The organism is Intrasporangium oryzae NRRL B-24470, assembly GCF_000576595.1.
Classification (GTDB): domain Bacteria; phylum Actinomycetota; class Actinomycetes; order Actinomycetales; family Dermatophilaceae; genus Intrasporangium_C; species Intrasporangium_C oryzae.
In genome coordinates, this window is sequence record NZ_AWSA01000025.1 from 20,713 (window position 1) to 39,470 (window position 18,758).

At 72.0% G+C, this 18,758-nt stretch carries 14 protein-coding genes; 13 read left to right on the forward strand and 1 reads right to left on the reverse strand.

The window, feature by feature from the left end; all coding sequences use genetic code 11:
• Positions 1–111 precede the first annotated feature (111 nt).
• The 5 genes from N865_RS12530 to N865_RS12550 all read left to right on the forward strand — a co-directional run bounded on the left by N865_RS12530 (position 112) and on the right by N865_RS12550 (position 6,701).
• On the forward strand, positions 112–1,803 hold the full coding sequence (locus N865_RS12530; protein ID WP_051510520.1) for an alpha/beta hydrolase: 1,692 nt from the start codon (positions 112–114) through the stop codon (positions 1,801–1,803).
• 146 nt (positions 1,804–1,949) lie between these two features.
• The gene (locus N865_RS12535) at positions 1,950–2,570 is read left to right on the forward strand and encodes a hypothetical protein (RefSeq protein WP_034806378.1); all 621 of its coding nucleotides are present in this window, start codon (positions 1,950–1,952) and stop codon (positions 2,568–2,570) included.
• Positions 2,571–2,741: 171 nt separating this feature from the next.
• The gene (locus tag N865_RS12540) at positions 2,742–4,079 is read left to right on the forward strand and encodes a cation:proton antiporter (RefSeq protein WP_211244899.1); all 1,338 of its coding nucleotides are present in this window, start codon (positions 2,742–2,744) and stop codon (positions 4,077–4,079) included.
• 102 nt (positions 4,080–4,181) lie between these two features.
• Positions 4,182–4,922 carry a dienelactone hydrolase family protein gene (locus tag N865_RS12545; RefSeq protein ID WP_034806382.1) on the forward strand — a complete coding sequence of 247 codons (741 nt, stop codon included), beginning with the start codon at positions 4,182–4,184 and terminating at the stop codon, positions 4,920–4,922.
• 69 nt (positions 4,923–4,991) lie between these two features.
• Positions 4,992–6,701 (forward strand): alkaline phosphatase D family protein, encoded by a 1,710-nt coding sequence (locus N865_RS12550; RefSeq protein ID WP_034806383.1) that lies wholly within the window; start codon positions 4,992–4,994, stop codon positions 6,699–6,701.
• Between the two features lie 24 nt (positions 6,702–6,725).
• Here the strand turns inward: N865_RS12550 and N865_RS12555 are convergent, their stop codons facing one another.
• Positions 6,726–7,040, reverse strand: coding sequence for a 2TM domain-containing protein (locus tag N865_RS12555; protein WP_211244900.1), 315 nt, complete (start codon positions 7,038–7,040; stop codon positions 6,726–6,728).
• A 250-nt stretch (positions 7,041–7,290) separates the two neighbouring features.
• Between N865_RS12555 and N865_RS12560 the strand changes: the two genes are divergently transcribed.
• The 8 genes from N865_RS12560 to clpB all read left to right on the forward strand — a co-directional run bounded on the left by N865_RS12560 (position 7,291) and on the right by clpB (position 18,698).
• Positions 7,291–7,716, forward strand: coding sequence for a DUF3237 domain-containing protein (locus N865_RS12560; RefSeq protein WP_034806384.1), 426 nt, complete (start codon positions 7,291–7,293; stop codon positions 7,714–7,716).
• Between the two features lie 244 nt (positions 7,717–7,960).
• A complete protein-coding gene (gene dnaK, locus N865_RS12565) occupies positions 7,961–9,865 on the forward strand; it encodes a molecular chaperone DnaK (RefSeq protein WP_034806385.1) in 1,905 nt (634 codons plus the stop codon).
• The gene (locus N865_RS12570; RefSeq protein ID WP_034806393.1) at positions 9,862–10,536 is read left to right on the forward strand and encodes a nucleotide exchange factor GrpE; all 675 of its coding nucleotides are present in this window, start codon (positions 9,862–9,864) and stop codon (positions 10,534–10,536) included. The genes dnaK and N865_RS12570 overlap by 4 nt, the downstream gene beginning before the upstream one ends.
• Positions 10,537–10,658: 122 nt before the next feature.
• Positions 10,659–11,666 (forward strand): DnaJ C-terminal domain-containing protein, encoded by a 1,008-nt coding sequence (locus tag N865_RS12575; protein ID WP_034806396.1) that lies wholly within the window; start codon positions 10,659–10,661, stop codon positions 11,664–11,666.
• 142 nt (positions 11,667–11,808) lie between these two features.
• Positions 11,809–12,264, forward strand: coding sequence for a heat shock protein transcriptional repressor HspR (locus N865_RS12580; protein ID WP_034806469.1), 456 nt, complete (start codon positions 11,809–11,811; stop codon positions 12,262–12,264).
• 344 nt (positions 12,265–12,608) lie between these two features.
• The gene (locus N865_RS12585) at positions 12,609–15,755 is read left to right on the forward strand and encodes an ATP-binding protein (protein WP_051510521.1); all 3,147 of its coding nucleotides are present in this window, start codon (positions 12,609–12,611) and stop codon (positions 15,753–15,755) included.
• 20 nt (positions 15,756–15,775) lie between these two features.
• The gene (locus N865_RS12590) at positions 15,776–16,021 is read left to right on the forward strand and encodes a hypothetical protein (protein WP_051510522.1); all 246 of its coding nucleotides are present in this window, start codon (positions 15,776–15,778) and stop codon (positions 16,019–16,021) included.
• A gap of 115 nt (positions 16,022–16,136) precedes the next feature.
• Positions 16,137–18,698, forward strand: coding sequence for an ATP-dependent chaperone ClpB (clpB, locus tag N865_RS12595; RefSeq protein WP_034806399.1), 2,562 nt, complete (start codon positions 16,137–16,139; stop codon positions 18,696–18,698).
• Positions 18,699–18,758: the final 60 nt, after the last annotated feature.

Here is an 18,758-nt window from a genome sequence, read left to right on the forward strand (position 1 = left end):
TCTTGCGGCGGTGACGTGGCGGTGACGTCGGGGTGAGGTCGGGGTCACGTCGGGGTGACGTCGGGGGGAATCCCGAGGCGCCGGCGGCGTGGGCCCACCTACTGTGAGGTCATGGCCGACACCACGTCACGCGCGCACGTGCGACCGCGGTGGTGGCACTTCTCGCATGTCGGCCTGCTCTTCGCGTCGGCCTACGTGCTCATCTCCACGTCGCCGAGCCTCCTGCCGCGCACGTGGTACTTCCAGGGTTTCATCACGGGTCTGTGCGCCGCGGTCGGCTACGGCCTCGGCGTCCTCGTCGCCTGGGTCGTGCGTCGCGTCGCCCGGCTCATCGACCTGCGGATCAGCGTGAGCCGCGAGGCCGGCCACTGGTTCCGGGTCGCGTGGCCGATCTTCGCGGCGGTCGCCGTCGTCGGCATCACCGTCGCCAACGTCCGGTCCCAGGCCCGGACCGCGGCCGTCGTCCACCTCACCCCGCTCAGCCCGCTCGACTGGCTCGGGGCGCTGGTCCTCGCCCTCGCCGTCGCAGCGGTGTTCCTCGCCGCGGCCCGCGGCCTGCGCCTGATGACCCGCCGGCTCGCCGAGGCGGCCGGCCACGTGCTCCCCAAGACGCTCGCCTCCGTCATCGCCGTGGCGGTCGTCGCGACGGGGACGGCGTGGGTGACGGACAGCGTCCTGTTCCACCGCAGCATCCAGGCGATGGCGGCCATCGCGGCGCGCGTCAACGCGTCCCCGTCGGGTCGCCCTGCACCGACCTCGCCCCTGCTCTCCGGCGGACCCGGGTCGCTCGAGAGCTACGCGAGCCTCGGCTACCAGGGCCAGATGTTCGTCACGAGCGCCCCGACGGCGGCCGAGATCTCGGCCGCCACCGGCAGGGCGGCGCTCGACCCGATCCGGGTGTACGCCGGGTACACGGCCGACCGGACCATCCCCGACGTGGCGCGGGCGGTCCTCGCGGAGCTGAAGCGCACCAAGGCCTTCGACCGGCGCGTCCTCGCGGTCATCACGACGACCGGCACCGGTTGGGTCGACGACTGGAACGCCCAGGCCATCGAGTACCTCAGCGACGGCGACAGCGCGATCGCCGCGATGCAGTACTCCTACCTGCCGAGCGCGCTGTCGATGATGACCGACCGCGAGTCGTCGCGCGAGGCGGGCAAGGTCCTCTTCGACACGGTGTATGCCGCGTGGCTCGCCCTGCCTGCCGATGCCCGCCCGCGGCTCGTCGTCGGCGGCGAGTCGCTGGGGGCCTACGGCGGCCAGGCGGCGTTCGCCGACGCGAACGACATGCTGCGACGGGCCCAGGGCGGGGTGTGGGTCGGTACCCCGAGCTTCACGGACATCCATGCCGCGCTGACCGCGGCCCGCAACGAGGGCTCCCGTGAGATCGCACCGGTGTACGACGCGGGCCGGCACTTCCGGTTCGCCACCAACGGCAGCGAGCTGACGAGGGACTACGACGGCCGCCCCTACGGCACCTGGGAGTTCCCGCGGTTCGTCTACGCGCAGCACCCGTCCGACCCGGTCGTCTGGTGGAACCCCGCCCTCCTCGGCGCCGAGCCCGACTGGCTGCGCGAGCCCCGCGGCCGCGACGTCAACCCCGACGTCACGTGGATCCCGTTCGTCACCTTCTGGCAGCTGACGACGGACATGGCCGTCGGGCACGACCCGCCTGATGGCTACGGTCACCGCTACGGGCCGGAGCTCGTGCAGGCGTGGGGGGCGGTCCTCGGCGGCGTGCCCGGGGCCGACTACGCCGCGATCATCGCCGGGGTGCAGAAGACCGTGAACCGGGTCGAGTGACCGCCCTCGCCCCAGGAGGCTCGGGCCGCGCCACCACCGGCACCACAACAAGTCCGCCGGGGCGGAGGTGATCCGGTGTTCGGGGTCGGGGGAGCACAACAAGTCCGCCCGGGCGGGGTAGCGGGGTCCATCGCTACGCTCGGGCCATGCACCACAGCGGCGGGCGGGCCTTCCGGTTCCACGGGCAGATCGCCGGCGTCGGGTCGACCTCAGGCGTGCGCGTCGTGGTCGGACGCTGGGAGCGGACGCCCCTCGGCTCGTTCGCGGATGCCATGGTCGAGACCGCGCCGGGGCACCGCGTCCTCCTCGCCCCCAACGCCGACGTGGCCGAGTTCGTCCGTGCGACCTACGAGTTCGACGAGGTGCGGGTCGAGCCGTTCGCCGTCGAGGCCACCCCGGACCGCTGGGTCGTCGACTCGCCCACCCTTTCGCTCGAGCTGACCGTCGGGGCCCGTATGCCGCTGGGCCGGCTTCTCCGGGTCGTGCCGGCTCCCGTCGCGGCGAGCCCCACGTGGGCAAAGCTCGTCGACCCGATCGCGCGAATCGCCCTGCGCGGGGTGCGCACCGCCGGCATGGCGCTCGAGGGCCGGCGCGAGTACTACGGTGCGACCGACGTCCATGCGGTGACCGGCATCGAGGGCCGCTTCGACGGCGAGCCGATCGGGGCCCTGGCGCCCGTCGACCCGCCGTGCCGCTTCGGGTTCTCGTCGACACCGCGCAGGCCGTCGGTCACCGACGTGGTGACGACGGTCGTCCGCTCGCACTGACGGTGGCCTCCGGGAGGCGCGGCGGCCAGGCCCGTAAGGTCGCCGACCGGGGACCGCGCGTCGACCGTGGGGGCGAGCCCAGCGGCATACGTCCGCACCCAGGCGTCGTCGTGGTCGCCCCCCGAGTGTGGGACACGGTCGCCCCGCCCGCGGGATGACACGATGGCCGGAATGTCGATCAACGCGGTCTACCTCATCGCGGGCATCGCCCTGCTCCTCGCCGCCGTGCTGCCCGTGGCGCTCGAGCGGTATGCGATCTCCGCCCCGATGGTCCTGCTCACGATGGGGATGGGGATCGGTCTGCTGCCGATGCCCGACGGCCTCCATCTCGACCCGGTCGAGCTGCGCCCGCAGATCCAGCGCTTCACCGAGCTGACCGTGCTCGTCGCCCTCATGGGTGTCGGCCTCGCCCTCGACCGGCCCTTCCGGCTCCGCGACCGCACGTCGTGGGCGGCCTGGTCGCCGACGTGGCGCCTGCTCGCGCTCGCGATGCCCCTGACGATCGCCGGCATCGCGCTCCTCGGGTGGGGGCTCGGACTTGCTCCGGCCGTCGCCCTCCTCCTCGGCTCGATCCTGTCCCCGACTGACCCGGTCCTCGCCGGAGACGTCCAGGTCGGCGGCCCGCAGGTCCGCGACGAGGCCGAGCAGGGCCGCGCGATCGAGGACCTGGCCGCCGAGGACGCCGAGATCGACGAGCACGACGACGTCCGCTTCGCCCTGACGTCCGAGGCCGGGCTCAACGACGGTCTCGCGTTTCCCTTCGTGTATGCCGCCCTCTTCCTCGCGACGCTCGGCCCGGCCTCGTCGTGGCTCGGGGGCTGGCTCGCCTGGGAGCTCGTCGGCAAGATCGCCGTCGGCATCGCGGTGGGCGCCGCGGTCGGCTGGGCCCTCGCCCGCGTCGCGTTCGGCTCGTCGAGCCGGCCCCTCCAGCTCGCCGAGCAGGGCGAGCCGCTCCTCGCCCTCGCCGCGCTCGTCATGACGTACGGCCTGAGCGAGCTCCTCGGCGGCTACGGGTTCCTCGCGGTCTTCGCGTGCGGGATGACGATCCGCGGCGCCGAGCGCGGGCACCACTACCACGGCGCGATGCACGAGGTCATCGAGCGGCTCGAGCGACTCCTCACCCTCGTCGTCCTGCTGCTGCTCGGGATGGCGATGACGAAGGGGCTGCTCGCCGACCTCGACTGGCGCAGCGCCCTCATCGTGGCCGCGCTCATCGTCGTCGTGCGGCCGGTGGCAGGCTGGCTGAGCCTCGTCGCGCGGCGACGCGACGCCCGGCTCCCCGGCGGGCTGCGCCGGTCGGAGGCCCTGGCGGTGGCCTTCTTCGGGGTCCGCGGCGTCGGCTCCCTCTACTACCTCGCCTATGCCGCGGGGCAGCACGCCTTCGCCGAGGAGCGCTGGCTCTGGTCGACGGTCGCGCTCGCGATCGTCACGTCGGTCTTCGTCCACGGCGTGCTCGCGACGCCCGTCCTGCGACGGCTCGACGCCCGGCGCGAGGCGCGCGAGAGCTGAGGGCTGACGGCGCCAGAGGTTGGGCCCGCGGTCGGCACCCCTTGTCTGGGCGCCGCCTGTGAGCCGGTGGCGGCGAGGTCCGATGCAGGCGAGGATGACCGCATGGGCACGATGATCGCGTTTCCGGAGCACGACCTCACCGCCTACCGCGCCGACCCCCCGGGCGAGGTCCGCGGGGCGGTCATCGTGATCCAGGAGATCTGGGGCCTGGTCGACCACATCAAGGACGTCGCCGACCGGGTTGCCGCCGAGGGCTACATCGCCATCGCGCCCGACCTGCTCGGCCACATCGGGCTGGCGCCGGACGTCGGGCAGGAGCTCCAGTCGCTCCTCTTCAGCGGTGACGAGCAGGTCAGGGCCGCGGCCCAGCCCAGGATGCGGGAGGCGACAGGGCCGGCCCGCGTCCCCGAGTTCGCTGCCTGGGCCATCCCGGCACTCCGGGCGGTGGTCGACCTCCTCGACGAGGCGCCGGGGGTCGACGGCGACATCGCCGTCATGGGTTTCTGCTTCGGCGGGTCGTACTCCTTCGGACTCGCGCTCGCGGAGCCGCGGCTCAAGGGTGCCGTCGTCTTCTACGGCGGCTTCCCCGAGACGGGCCACCCGCGGACGATCGGCTGCCCGATCCTCGCGTTCTACGGCGAGAAGGACCACGGGATCACTGACGGCGTCCCGGACCTCGAGTCGCGGATGGCCGAGGCCGGGGTCGACTTCACCGCCCGGGTCTACCACGGGGTCGGCCACGCCTTCTTCAACGACACGAACGCGCGGACCTACAACGCGGAGGTCGCCGCCGACGCGTGGACGCGCACGCTCGAGTTCCTCGAGCATCGGTTCGCCGACTGACCTGCGGTCACAGACGGTCCACAGCGCGTATCGCCACCGCAAGGGCCGCCGGTGGAGTAAGCCTGTGGCATGAGCGATGTCGCCGCGCCGGGCCCCCTCGTCCTCGGGCCGATGCTCCGGTTCGTCGGGGAGCACGCAGCCACCGTGTGGGTCGAGACGGCCGGCGCCTGCACCGTGACCGTACGATGCGCCCGGCGCCACTGGTCGGCGAGGACGTTCGGGGTCCGCGGGCACCACTACGCGCTCGTCGTCGTCGACGGCCTCGAGCGCGGGACCAGCGAGGCCTACACCGTCGAGATCGACGGGGTCCACGTCTGGCCGGAGCCCTCGAGCCCCTACCCGCCACCGCGGATCCGGACCCTCGACCGGGAGCGGCCGACGCGGCTCGCGTTCGGGTCGTGCCGCACGAGCGTGTCCCACGACGCGGCCGGCAACGCCTCGCACGGAGTCGACGCCCTGCGGACCCTCGCCCTCGCACTCGCCGAGGACCGGGCGCCCTGGGCCGACCTGGTCGTCTTCATCGGTGACCAGGTCTACGCCGACGAGACCTCGGACGAGATGCGGGCCTTCATCGCGGCGCGGCGCTCCCTCGATGAACCCCCGGGAGTCGAGATCAAGGACTACGAGGAGTATGCCCACCTCTACTGGCTCGCGTGGAGCGACCCGGCCAACCGGTGGCTCCTCGCCAACCTGCCGACCTGCATGATCTTCGACGACCACGACATCCGCGACGACTGGAACACCTCGTGGACCTGGCACGAGGAGATCAACCGGACGCCGTGGTGGCACGAGCGGCTCATGGGCGGCCTCGCCTCGTACTGGGTCTACCAGCACATCGGCAACCTCTCCCCGGAGGAGCTCGCGAAGGACGAGGTGTATGCCGGTGTGCTCGCTGCCGAGGCCTTCGACAGCGACGACGAGCTCGACCTCAGTGACGCCCTCTTCGACCTCGTTCGGCGGGTGGACCGCCATCCGGAGGTCTACCGCTGGAGCTACCGGCGCGACCTCGGCGACAGTCGGCTCGTCGTCGTGGACTCGCGCGCGGCACGCGTCCTCGAGCCCACTCAGCGCTCGATGCTCGACCCGGAGGAGGTCAGCTGGCTCGACCAGCAGCTGACGGGTGACGTCGAGCACCTGTTCATCGGGACCTCCCTGCCGTTCCTGCTGCCACCCGGCCTGCACGACCTCGAGGCCATCGACGAGGCGGCGGCCGAGGGCGCCTACGGCCGGTTCGTCTCGCGGGTGGCCGAGAAGTCCCGGCGGTCCATCGACCTCGAGCACTGGGCGGCCTTCAACCAGGGCTTCGTGGAGGTCTTCGCCATGGTCATGGACGTCGCCCGCGGCAACCGCGGGACCGCGCCGGGGACGATCGTGTTCCTCTCCGGCGACGTCCACAACTCGTACGTCGCGGAGGTGACCGACGCCCGGGAGCACGGGGCGAGCTCACGCATCGTCCAGGCCGTCTGCTCGCCGATCCGCAACCCGATGCCGCGGGGGATCCGGGTCATGATGTCGGCCTTCTCCAAGGGCCTCGTGCGCCCGATGAACCTCTGGCGGCAGTGGTCGAGCCGCGTCCCCGACCCTCCGTACGCCTGGGAGGTGACCCGTGGCCCCTGGTTCGACAACTGCCTCGCAGAGCTGGCGGTCGACGAGCGAGGACTCTCGATGACGTGGCGCGGCGGCGACGTCAGGGGCGGGGACGAGGAGCATCCGGCCCTGACGACGATCGCGACGGTCCGCATCGACGTGCCCCCGCACCAGGACGGGCGCCACCCTTGATTGACCTCGGTGACCGGGGTCGCGTCAGCGGCGGCCTTGCCGGAGCCGCTGCATCTCGGCCTCGACCTGCTCCGGCCCCGGCTCGGGCGTGACGACGTCCCAGATGTTGAAGGCGAGGCCGATGCCCCATCCGAGGAGGATGAACATCGGCCAGAAGAACCCGGCTCCCGTGACCGCCCAGATGCCCACGAGCAGGAGGTTCACGGTCACGTAGGCGATGATGTGGGCCTGCAAGTCCCGCTTGGCCTTGAGGTGCTTGAGCGCGAGCGCCCGGAGCTCGTCCTCCGGCACACGGTCGGGTGGCACCTCCGTACCCTGGCTGGCCATCTCGTCGTTCATGGTGGTCTCCCTTCCCACCCACCAGCGTGCGTCGAGGTGGCCCGCGCCGACCAGTGCCCTTGGTCCCGGTGATCGCCGCTGTTCCCGATGACGACCGTCATCGCGGAGACCGTGCCCCGCCAGGCGTCGCCGCCGCGCTCGGAACCCGCTCGTGGTCGGCATCCCGAACGCACCGACGTGCCGCCGTCCCGTTGCGTGGGCCGGCCGCGGGGAGGAAGGTCGCTCTCATGACGACCGAGAGGGGCTGACCATGCGGCCCGAGCACCTGTGCGACGTGGAGTGGCGCTACGACCTGCTGCACGAGGTCGGGGCCTCGGGGCCCGGCGACGGGCAGTACTACGGACAGGGCACCGCGATCCTCACGGGGCGTCTGGCAGGCGTGGCGCGCTGGTCGAACTTCCCTCGCGCTCGCGCGGGGTACACCTTCCCCGACGCTCGCGGCGCGATCGAGACGGCCGGCGGGGGCCTCGTGCTGTTCACGCTCAGGGGCCTGTCGAACCTCACCGACGGTGCCGGCATCCACGTCATGACCTTCCAGACCGATCACGACGAGTACCTCTGGCTCAACGAGGTGATCGCCCTTGGCGAGGGCAGCCTCGACGCGCGTCGGAGGGCTCTGTCGATGCGCTACTACTCCTGTCACGTTGAGTACCGGCCATTGATCCCGGACGTCTGACCCGCCAGAACGAGCCTCGCAGGCGGGAACAATCTCGGCGCGTCCAAAGTTGAGTCCAGTGAACGCAAGATTTGCGAGCGCGGCTTTGACAACGCGGGCCGGCAGGAGCAGATTGAGCAGCAGAACCTGTCCCAACCAGTGACTCACCGGGCCAGAGCCGGACCCAGGCGGTTCATCGCGACCGCGCCCAGCGGCATACGTCGTCGGGAGTCGACCCAGGCCCCAGACAGCAAGGAGATCCCCCATGGCACGTGCGGTCGGAATCGACCTCGGTACCACCAACTCGGCCGTCTCCGTCCTCGAGGGCGGCGAGCCGACGATCATCGCGAACGCCGAGGGCGGCCGGACGACGCCGTCCGTCGTCGCGTTCTCCAAGAACGGCGAGGTCCTCGTCGGCGAGGTCGCCAAGCGTCAGGCCGTCACCAACGTCGACCGGACGATCCGCTCCGTCAAGCGCCACATGGGCACGGCATGGCGCACGCCCGACATCGACGGCAAGACCTACACGGCCCAGGAGATCAGCGCCCGCATCCTGCAGAAGCTGAAGCGCGACGCCGAGTCCTACCTCGGCGAGACCGTGACCGACGCCGTCATCACCGTCCCCGCCTACTTCGACGACGCCGAGCGCCAGGCCACGAAGGAGGCCGGTGAGATCGCGGGCCTCAACGTCCTGCGCATCGTCAACGAGCCGACCGCGGCGGCGCTCGCCTACGGCCTCGACAAGGGCAAGGAGGACGAGCTCATCCTCGTCTTCGACCTCGGTGGCGGCACGTTCGACGTGTCCCTCCTCGAGGTCGGCAAGGACGCCGAGGACGGCTTCGCGACGATCCAGGTCCGGGCCACCAACGGTGACAACCACCTCGGTGGCGACGACTGGGACGACGTCATCGTCCAGCACCTCATCACCCAGGTGAAGAACAAGACCGGCCAGGACCTGTCCAAGGACAAGATCGCCATGCAGCGCCTGCGTGACGAGGCCGAGCGCGCCAAGAAGGAGCTCTCCACCGCGACGAGCACCAACATCTCGGCGCAGTACATCTCGATGACCCCCGAGGGCCCCATCCACCTCGACGAGAACCTCTCGCGCGCCCAGTTCGAGCAGATGACCAAGGCGCTCCTCGACCGGACGAAGGCTCCCTTCCACAAGGTCATCGACGACGCCGGCATCAAGGTCTCCGACATCGACCACGTCGTCCTCGTCGGCGGCTCGACCCGCATGCCCGCGGTGAGCAACCTCGTCAAGGAGCTGACCGGCGGCAAGGAGCCCAACAAGGGCGTCAACCCCGACGAGGTCGTCGCCATGGGCGCGTCGCTCCAGGCCGGTGTCCTCAAGGGCGAGCGCAAGGACGTCCTCCTCATCGACGTCACGCCGCTCTCGCTCGGCATCGAGACCAAGGGCGGGCTCATGACCAAGCTCATCGAGCGCAACACCGCCATCCCGACGAAGCGCTCCGAGATCTTCACGACGGCCGACGACAACCAGCCGTCCGTCCTCATCCAGGTCTTCCAGGGTGAGCGCGAGATCGCGCAGCACAACAAGTCGCTCGGCACCTTCGAGCTGACCGGTATCGCCCCGGCGCCGCGCGGCATCCCGAAGATCGAGGTCACCTTCGACATCGACGCCAACGGCATCGTCAACGTCTCCGCCAAGGACCAGGGCACCGGCAAGGAGCAGAAGATGACGATCACCGGCGGGTCGGCCCTCTCCAAGGAGGAGATCGACAAGATGGTCAAGGACGCCGAGGCCCACGCCGAGGAGGACCGCAAGCGCCGCGAGGAGGCCGAGCTGCGCAACCAGGCCGAGCAGCTCGTCTTCTCGACCGAGTCGTTCCTCAAGGAGTCGGGCGACAAGATCCCCGCCGACGTCAAGACGCCGGTCGAGGAGTCGCTCGCCGACCTCAAGTCCGCCATCGCCCAGGGCTCCGAGGCGAGCGCCGACGAGATCAAGGCCAAGATCGAGGACCTCAACACCAAGTCCCAGGCCATGGGCCAGGCCGTGTATGCCGCTGACCAGGCTTCCGCGAGCGCCTCGAGCTCCGCTGGGGCGCAGGACGGTTCCGCCGGTGCGGGTGCGTCCACGGGCGGCTCCGACGACGACGTCGTCGACGCCGAGGTCATCGACGAGGACGAGGCGAAGGACGCGAAGTGACCACGTCCGACCCGAACGGCACGCCCGAGGGCGTGCGCCCGGACGGCGTCGGACCTGACGAGGTCGCGGGTGCCGGCAGCGATGCTGCCGGCACCCCGGCCGCGCCGGGCACCGGCCGGGCCGGGCACCACACCTACTACGAGGGCGGCCCCGGCGCCTCGGCGGAGCCCGGCGGCGACGACGAGTACGACCACGCGGCCGGACCAGAGGTGCGCGCGTCCGAGGGCGACGCGCTCGCCGAGGAGGACACCATGGCGGCGACCCTGCTCGCCGACCTGCAGCGCCTGCAGGCCGAGTACGTCAACTACAAGAAGCGCGTCGACCGTGACCGCGAGGTCATCCGGACGACCGCCGTCGGTGGCGTCGTGGAGTCGCTCCTGCCCGTGCTCGACGACATCCACATGGCCCGACAGGCCGGCGACCTCGCCGACGGGCCGTTCGCGTCGATCGCCGACAAGCTCGAGTCGATCCTCGGCAAGTTCGGGGTCGAGCGGGTCGGTGCGGCCGGCGAGGAGTTCGACCCCACGGTGCACGAGGCCCTCATGCACGTCCAGGCCGAGCTGCCCCAGGGCGCGACCGGCACGACCGTCGTCCAGGTGCTCCAGCCGGGCTACCGCATCGGCGAGCGCCTCGTCCGCGCGGCCCGGGTCTCGGTCGCCGACCCGGACTGAGCGGGACGTCGCCGTGCCGACCACCGCGCCCAACGGCATACGGCAGGCTGGACGTGAGAGCGTGACGACAGTGATGTTGGAGCAGAAGACCACGGAGAGCAAGGAGAAGGAGGTGCGCCGGGATGGCTAGCCAGGACTGGTTCGAGAAGGACTTCTACGCGATCCTCGGCGTGCCCCACGACGCCGACGCCGCGACGATCAAGAAGACGTACCGCAAGCTCGCCCGGACGATGCACCCCGACCACAACGTCGGGGACACCAGGGCCGAGGAGCGCTTCAAGGAGATCGGCGAGGCGTATGCCGTCCTCTCCGACCCCGAGCAGCGCAAGGAGTACGACGCGATCCGCGCGATGTCGCACGGCGGCGCCCGCTTCACCGCGGGCGGTCCGGGCGGCGGCGCCGGCTTCGAGGACATCTTCTCGGCGTTCGGCTCCGGCGCGCCTGGCGGCCAGCGCGTGCGCTTCGGGCCGGGCGGTGCCGGCGCGGGCCAGCCGGGCCTCGAGGACATCCTCGGTCAGATGTTCGGCGGCGCGGGTCCGGGAGCCGGCTACGGCGGCTTCGGCGCACCCACGGGTCCCCGCGCGGGACAGGACGTCGCCGCCTCGACGCGAATCGGCTTCCGCGACGCCGTCGAGGGCTCCACGGTGACCCTGACCTCGCCCGACCTCGGGCGGGTTACGGCCCGGATCCCCCCGGGCGTGAAGGACGGCCAGAAGATCCGGCTGCGCGGCAAGGGACGCCAAGGCGACCCGGGCGCGCCGGCCGGCGACCTCATCCTCACGGTCACCGTCGACAAGCACCCGGTCTTCGGGCGTGACGGCGACAACCTGACGGTCGACCTGCCCGTCACCTTCGCCGAGGCGGCGCTCGGTGCGACGGTCGCCGTGCCGACCCTCGACGGCTCGTCCGTCAAGGTCAAGGTCGCCCCCGGGACCCCGAGCGGGCGCGTGCTCCGGCTCAAGGGCCGGGGCGTCCGGCGCGGCGACACGACGGGCGACCTCCTCGCGAAGATCCAGGTCGTCGTCCCGCAGCGCCTGACCGACGAGGCCCGCGAGGCGATCGAGAAGATGGCCGCCGCCGAGCAGGGACACGACCCCAGGGCCGACCTCTTCGAGCGGGCGAAGGCCTGAGCCGGGCGGTTCGAGGGCTCCCGCGAGAGCACAGGCTCTCGCGGGGGACCTGGGACCGAGAACCGAAGAGAGCACCGAGGAAGAGAGCCCGGGAAGAGAGCCCGGGAAGAGAACCGAGGAGAAGGAAAGGATGGTGATGGCGATGGCACAGCCGAAGACGGGCCCCGCGGGACACGACGACGACACCCCGGTCTTCGTCATCTCCGTCGCGGCCCAGCTCGCCGGCATGCACGCGCAGACGCTGCGCCAGTACGACCGGCTCGGCCTCGTCTCGCCGTCCCGGACCCGGGGCGGCGGCCGCCGCTACAGCGGGCGCGACGTGGCGCTGCTCCGCGAGGTCCAGCGCCTCTCCCAGGAGGGCGTCTCCCTTGCCGGGATCCAGCGCATCCTCGAGCTCGAGAACCACGTGACCGCCCTGCAGGCCCGGGTCGACGAGCTCACCGCCGAGGTCGACGCGGCGCGCGCCGCACAGCTGCGCAGTGCGCGCGTCTTCGCCGCCGGGGCCCGCGGCGAGGTCTTCGCCGTGCGTCCCGGAGAGCGACCGCCGCGGGCGGCCTCGTCGCAGGCCCTCGTGGTCTGGCGTCCCGGCTCGCGCTGACCCGGACGATCGGCGTGGCCGGCGCGCCGCGTCGTGGTCGCGGTCGCGGTCGGGTCGCGGTCGGGTCGCGGACTGCCCGGGGGTCGGAAGGGGCGCGCAGCTCGGACGTGCGCAAAGTTGGTCGTGGGCACCCCGCGATGACAGACTGGGCCCTGCCTCCAGACACGCGGGTACCCATGTCACCTGCCCCTGAGCCGGTGAGCCGAGCCCCAGGAGACCCGGTGACGCCACACCGTGACGAGGACGCTTCTGCAGCCGTGAACTCGCCCGGCGGGCCCCTGTCCGCTCCCGAACCGCCGCCCGAACCGCGGCCCGGAGCCCGTCCTCGTCCGGCCGGGTCACGAGTGGACCTCCCGGTTCCCGACACCGATCTCGGCCGGCTCTTCGCTGCCACCGACTGGGGCGCGACGCCCCTCGGGCCGATCGACTCCTGGCCCTCGAGCCTGCGGACCGCCGCCGGCCTCTGCCTCGCCTCGCGGTTCCCGATCTTCCTCTGGTGGGGACCCGAGCTCGTCATGGTCTACAACGACGCCTACCGGCCGATGCTCGGCGAGACGAAGCACCCGCAGGCCCTCGGCCGTCCGGGACGTGAGGTGTGGCCGGAGATCTGGGACGTCATCGGCCCGATGCTCGACGGCGTCATGGCGGGTGGCGGGGCGACCTGGTCGGACGACCAGCTGCTCTTCATCGACCGCAACGGCCTCATCGAGGAGGCCTACTTCACCTTCTCGTACAGCCCGATCCACGAGGACGACGGCCTCGTCGGCGGGGTCTTCTGCGCCGTCACCGAGACCACGTCGCGCGTCCTCACCGAGCGCCGGTCGCGCACCAAGGCGGCGCTCGCCGCGGCACTTGTCGGCGTGAGGAGCACGGAAGACGTGCGCCGTCGCGCCGAGGAGAGCCTCCGGGCGAACAGCTCCGACCATGCCGCCGTGGAGGTCCTGCCGCCCGGTGCGGCCCTCCCGGCCGGGGCGGGAGAGGGCTCGCTCCACGTCGTCGAGGTCCTCGAACCGGGGCGCGCGACGCCCTCGGGTCACCTCGTCCTGACGGCCAACCCGCAGCGACCGTGGGACGACGCCCTCCAGGTCTACGCCGAGCTGTGCGCCGCCCACATCGCGAGTGCGCTCACCGCGGTGCGCCGCATCGACGACGAGCGGGTGCGCCTCGAGGCCCTCGCCCAGCTCGACGCCGCCAAGTCGGACTTCTTCGCCAACGTCAGCCACGAGCTCCGCACTCCGCTCGCCCTCGTCGCCGGTCCGGTGTCCGACCTTCTCGGCGACGTGCACGACCCGCTGAGCCCGGCGCACCGGACCCGGCTCGAGCTCGTCGAGCGCAACGTCGACCGGCTCCGCCTGCTCGTCGACGAGGTCCTCGACCTCTCCCGCGTCGAGGCGGGCGTCGTCCAGGCGCGCCACGTCGAGACCGACGTGCAGGCGCTCGTGCGCGGCCTCGCGGCCAGCTTCGAGCCCGCCATCGAGCGCGCCGGCCTGGCCTTCACCCTCAGCTGCACCGCCCTGCCGCGGCCGGCCTACGTCGATCCCGACATGGTCGAGCGGATCGTCCTCAACCTGCTCTCCAACGCGCTCAGGTACACGCCGGAGGGCGCCATCGAGGTCCGCCTCCGCGCCGTGGCGGACGGGTTCGAGGTGGTTGTCAGCGACACCGGCATCGGCATCCCCGAGGAGGGCCTCGAGCTGGTCTTCGAGCGCTTCCGCCAGCTGCCCCGAGCGGACCGGAGGCGTGCGCGGGAGGGGACCGGCATCGGCCTCTACCTCGTCCGTCAGCTGACCGAGCTTCAGGGTGGCCACGTGGGCGTCGCGTCCGTCGTGGGGCAGGGCAGCACGTTCACCGTCTTCCTCCCGTACGGTGAGCCCGCAGCGGGTGAGTCTGGGCTGCCGTCGCTCTCCCCGCGCCCGGCCGAGTCGTTCGTCGCGGAGGCCGACGCCTGGAGCAGGCGGGACACTCCGCAGGGCGCAGGCACCCGGGACCGGGCGGCGAGCGCCGTCGTCAGGGTCGACCGTCCCAACGGGTCCGCCGCGAGGTCCGACGGCCCGGAGGCGCCCCTGCCGGTGCTCCTCCTCGTCGAGGACAACGCCGACCTGCGGGAGTACCTGGCCTCGATCCTCGAGAACGACTACGAGGTCGTCACCGCCGGCGACGGACTCGAGGGTCTCGAGCGGGCGCGCGCGCTGCGGCCCGACCTCATCCTCTCCGACGTCATGATGCCCGGGGTCGACGGGCTCGAGCTCGTCCGCGAGCTGCGGGCCGACGCGCACCTCCGCGACGTGCCCGTCGTCCTGCTGTCGGCGCGGGCTGGCGTCGAGGCGAGCGCGTCAGGCTTCGACCACGGCGCCGACGACTACGTCGTCAAGCCCTTCGAAGCGGCCGAGCTGCGGTCCCGGCTGGCCGCGAACCTGGCCCGGGCCCGGGGCCGGTCCCGAGACACCGCGTGGCGCCGGGCCGTCCTCGCGGCCCTGCGTGAGCCGCTCGTCATCGCCGACCGCGACGGGAACATCCTCGAGATGAACGAGGCCTTCACCCGCACCTACGGGTGGGACCTCGCCGATGGCCCCATCTCCCCGCCGTACCCGTGGTGGGTCGACCCGGAGGAGGACCGCGAGGAGCGCGACTGGGCCGTGCTCGGGCTCGAGCGTCTCCAGTCCGGTCTGCCGAGCTTCGACGAGACGTTCCGGCTCCGGCGCCGCAACGGGAGCGACGTGTGGGTCTCCGTGGCGGCGGCGGGCGTGCCGGACGCGTCCGACCACCCCGGCTTCCTCCTCGGGACGTTCCGGGACGAGACGCGCGAGCGCGAGTCCCGCTTCCGCCGCAGCCTCGCGGCGCGTCTCGCCGTCGAGCTCGCGAAGGCCGAGGACCTCGAACAGGTCCTCTCGTCGGCAGTCACCGGGTTCAGCGTGCTCTTCGACGGCGAGGCGACGGTGCGCGTCGCCGTGGGGCGGCGCGATGTCGTCTTCACCCCGAGCGGGCTCACCCCGCTCGGCGACCTGTCACCCGCCATGCGGGACCGCATGGCGGGCGACGTCGACCAGCTGGCCGAGGCGTCCTCCGGCGCCAGGCAGGCCGAGCCCGGAGCGCACCGGCGCGTGTCGGCGCCCGAACCGGTCCCCGGTCTCCTGCTGGCGCCGGCCGGTGCGGACGCCGAGTGTCGCGCGTGGGTGCAGTTCCACGAGCCCCGCGTCGTGCCGTCGGACGAGCTCGTCGTCGGCGACCTCCTCGGACTGGCGTTCGCGCAGGCGGTCGACCGCGTCGCGGCCCGGCAGGACCGGGCGCAGCAGGAGCAGCACTTCCAGCGGGCCGTCGAGAGCCACCGGCTCATCGGGCACGCGGTCGGCATCCTCATCGAGCGGCACAAGGTCACCGCGGCGCAGGGCTTCGAGATGCTGCGGCAGGCCTCGCTCAACCGCAACATCAAGCTCCGTGAGCTCGCGACACGCGTCATCGAGACCGGGATGGAGCCCTCCGACACGGTCTGACGGCTGCCTAGACTGCCGGTGTGGACATCGAGCACCTCCTCGTCTTCCCCGAGCGCGGTGTCGCGGAGGAGGTCGCGGAGGCGCTGTCCGACGAGGGGCTGCACGACGTCCGTGTCGTGCGTGAGGCGCTCGCCGGTGAGGACGACTCGGAGGACCACGAGTGGGCCGTCTACGTCCGGACCCCCGACGAACCGTCGTATGCCGCTCGCTTCGTCGCGCTCGCAGCCGACCACGACGGCTGGTACGACCCGAACCCGACATCCTGACGAGGCGGGTCGGGGCGGCCTGCGTCACCATCGCGCACCACCACGAAGTTGAGTGGAATAGACTCAACTGTGGACCGGTTGTCCGAAGTGATCCGATCCCCGACCAGGAGAACGCATGGACCTCTCGCTGACCAACAAGGCCCAGGAGGCCTTCGCGCAGGCCGCGACGACCGCGGCCGCGAAGCACCACCCGAACATCGAGCCGGCCCACCTGCTGCTCGCGTTGGCAGCTCAGCCCGGCACGACGACCCCCGCCCTGCTCCAGGCCGGCGGCTCGACCCCCGCCGCGGCGACCGCAGCAGCCGAGCGGGCGATGGCCTCCCTGCCACAGGTCTCCGGCGTCGCGCAGCAGCCACAGCTCTCGCGCGCGGGGCTCGCCATGGTGCAGCAGGCTCAGCAGTACATGACGGCCATGGGCGACTCCTACCTCTCGACCGACCACCTCCTCCTCGCCCTCGCGCGCACGGGCCAGTTCGGGTTCGACGCCGACGCGATCGAGGCGGCCATCCCCGACCTCCGCGGCGGTCGCAAGGTCACGTCCGAGAACCCCGAGGGCACCTACGAGGCCCTCGACAAGTACGGCACCGACCTCACCGCGCAGGCCCGCGACGGCAAGCTCGACCCCGTCATCGGCCGCGACGCCGAGATCCGGCGGGTCGTCCAGGTCCTCAGCCGCCGCACGAAGAACAACCCCGTGCTCATCGGCGAGCCCGGCGTCGGCAAGACGGCGGTCGTCGAGGGTCTCGCCCAGCGGATCGTCGCGGGCGACGTCCCCGAGAGCCTGCGCGACAAGACCCTCATCAGCCTGGACCTCGCAGCGATGCTCGCCGGGGCGAAGTACCGCGGCGAGTTCGAGGAGCGGCTCAAGGCCGTCCTCGAGGAGATCAAGGGCTCCGACGGGCAGATCGTCACCTTCATCGACGAGATCCACACGGTCGTCGGTGCGGGCGCGGGCGGCGAGGGCGCCATGGACGCAGGCAACATGCTCAAGCCCATGCTCGCCCGCGGTGAGCTCCGCCTCGTCGGGGCGACAACGCTCGACGAGTACCGCCAGCACATCGAGAAGGACGCCGCCCTCGAGCGCCGGTTCCAGCAGGTCTTCGTCGGCGAGCCGTCCGTCGAGGACACCATCGCGATCCTCCGTGGCCTCAAGGAGCGCTACGAGGCGCACCACAAGGTGACGATCGCCGACTCCGCACTCGTGGCCGCGGCCAGCCTGTCCGACCGCTACATCTCCGGGCGCCAGCTGCCCGACAAGGCGATCGACCTCATCGACGAGGCCGCCTCGCGCCTGCGGATGGAGATCGACTCGAGCCCCGTCGAGATCGACGAGCTCCGCCGCGCCGTCGACCGGCTCAAGATGGAGGAGTTCGCCCTCGAGCAGGAGACCGACGAGGCCTCGCGCGAGCGCCTCGAGCGCCTGCGCAAGGACCTCGCCGACCGCTCGGAGGAGCTCGCCGCGCTCAACGCGCGGTGGGAGGCCGAGAAGGCCGGCCTCAACGCCGTCGGCGACATCAAGGCCCGGATCGACGACCTGCGGATGCAGGCCGACAAGCTCCAGCGCGAGGGCGACCTCGCGGGGGCGTCGAAGATCGCCTACGGGGACATCCCCGCGCTCGAGAAGCAGCTCGCCGCCGCCCAGGAGCGCGAGGCCGCCTCGACAGCCGTGACCGAGGAGCCGATGGTCAAGGAGGAGGTCGCCGCCGACGACATCGCCGACGTCATCTCGGCGTGGACCGGCATTCCCGCCGGGCGCCTCCTCGAGGGCGAGTCGGAGAAGCTGCTCCACATGGAGCAGCACATCGGGGCGCGGCTCATCGGCCAGACCGAGGCGGTCCGGGCCGTGTCCGACGCCGTGCGCCGGACACGGGCGGGGGTGTCCGATCCCGACCGCCCGACCGGCTCGTTCCTCTTCCTCGGCCCGACGGGCGTGGGCAAGACCGAGCTCGCGAAGTCGCTCGCCGACTTCCTCTTCGACGACGAGCGGGCCATGGTCCGCATCGACATGTCCGAGTACTCCGAGCGGCACTCCGTCGCGCGGCTCATCGGGGCGCCCCCCGGCTACGTCGGCTACGAGGAGGGCGGTCAGCTGACGGAGGCGGTTCGCCGGCGGCCCTATTCGGTGGTGCTGCTCGACGAGGTGGAGAAGGCGCACCCCGAGACCTTCGACATCCTCCTTCAGGTCCTCGACGACGGCCGCCTCACCGACGGCCAGGGCCGGACCGTCGACTTCCGCAACGTCATCCTCGTGCTCACCTCCAACCTCGGGTCGCAGTACCTCGTCGACCCGACGCTGAGCCCCGAGGCCAAGCGGGAGGCGGTCATGGGGGTCGTCCGTGCCTCCTTCAAGCCGGAGTTCCTCAACCGTCTCGACGAGGTCGTCGTCTTCGACCCGCTGTCCCAGGACGACCTCGCCCACATCGTCGACCTGCAGGTCCGCGCCTTCGGCACGCGTCTCGCCGACCGCCGGATCACGCTGCACGTCTCCGATGCGGCGCGGACGTGGCTGGCGCGCAAGGGTTTCGACCCCGCCTACGGCGCCCGGCCGCTGCGCCGGCTCGTCCAGCGGGAGATCGGCGACCGGCTCGCCCGCGCCCTGCTCGCGGGCGAGGTCCGCGACGGGCAGACGGTCACGGTTGACGTCGACGAGGCCGGCGAGGCGCTCGCCCTCGGCTGACGAGCCACGCCACCACGACGTATGCCGCTGAGCGGGGCCGACGCTCGCCCAGCGGCATAC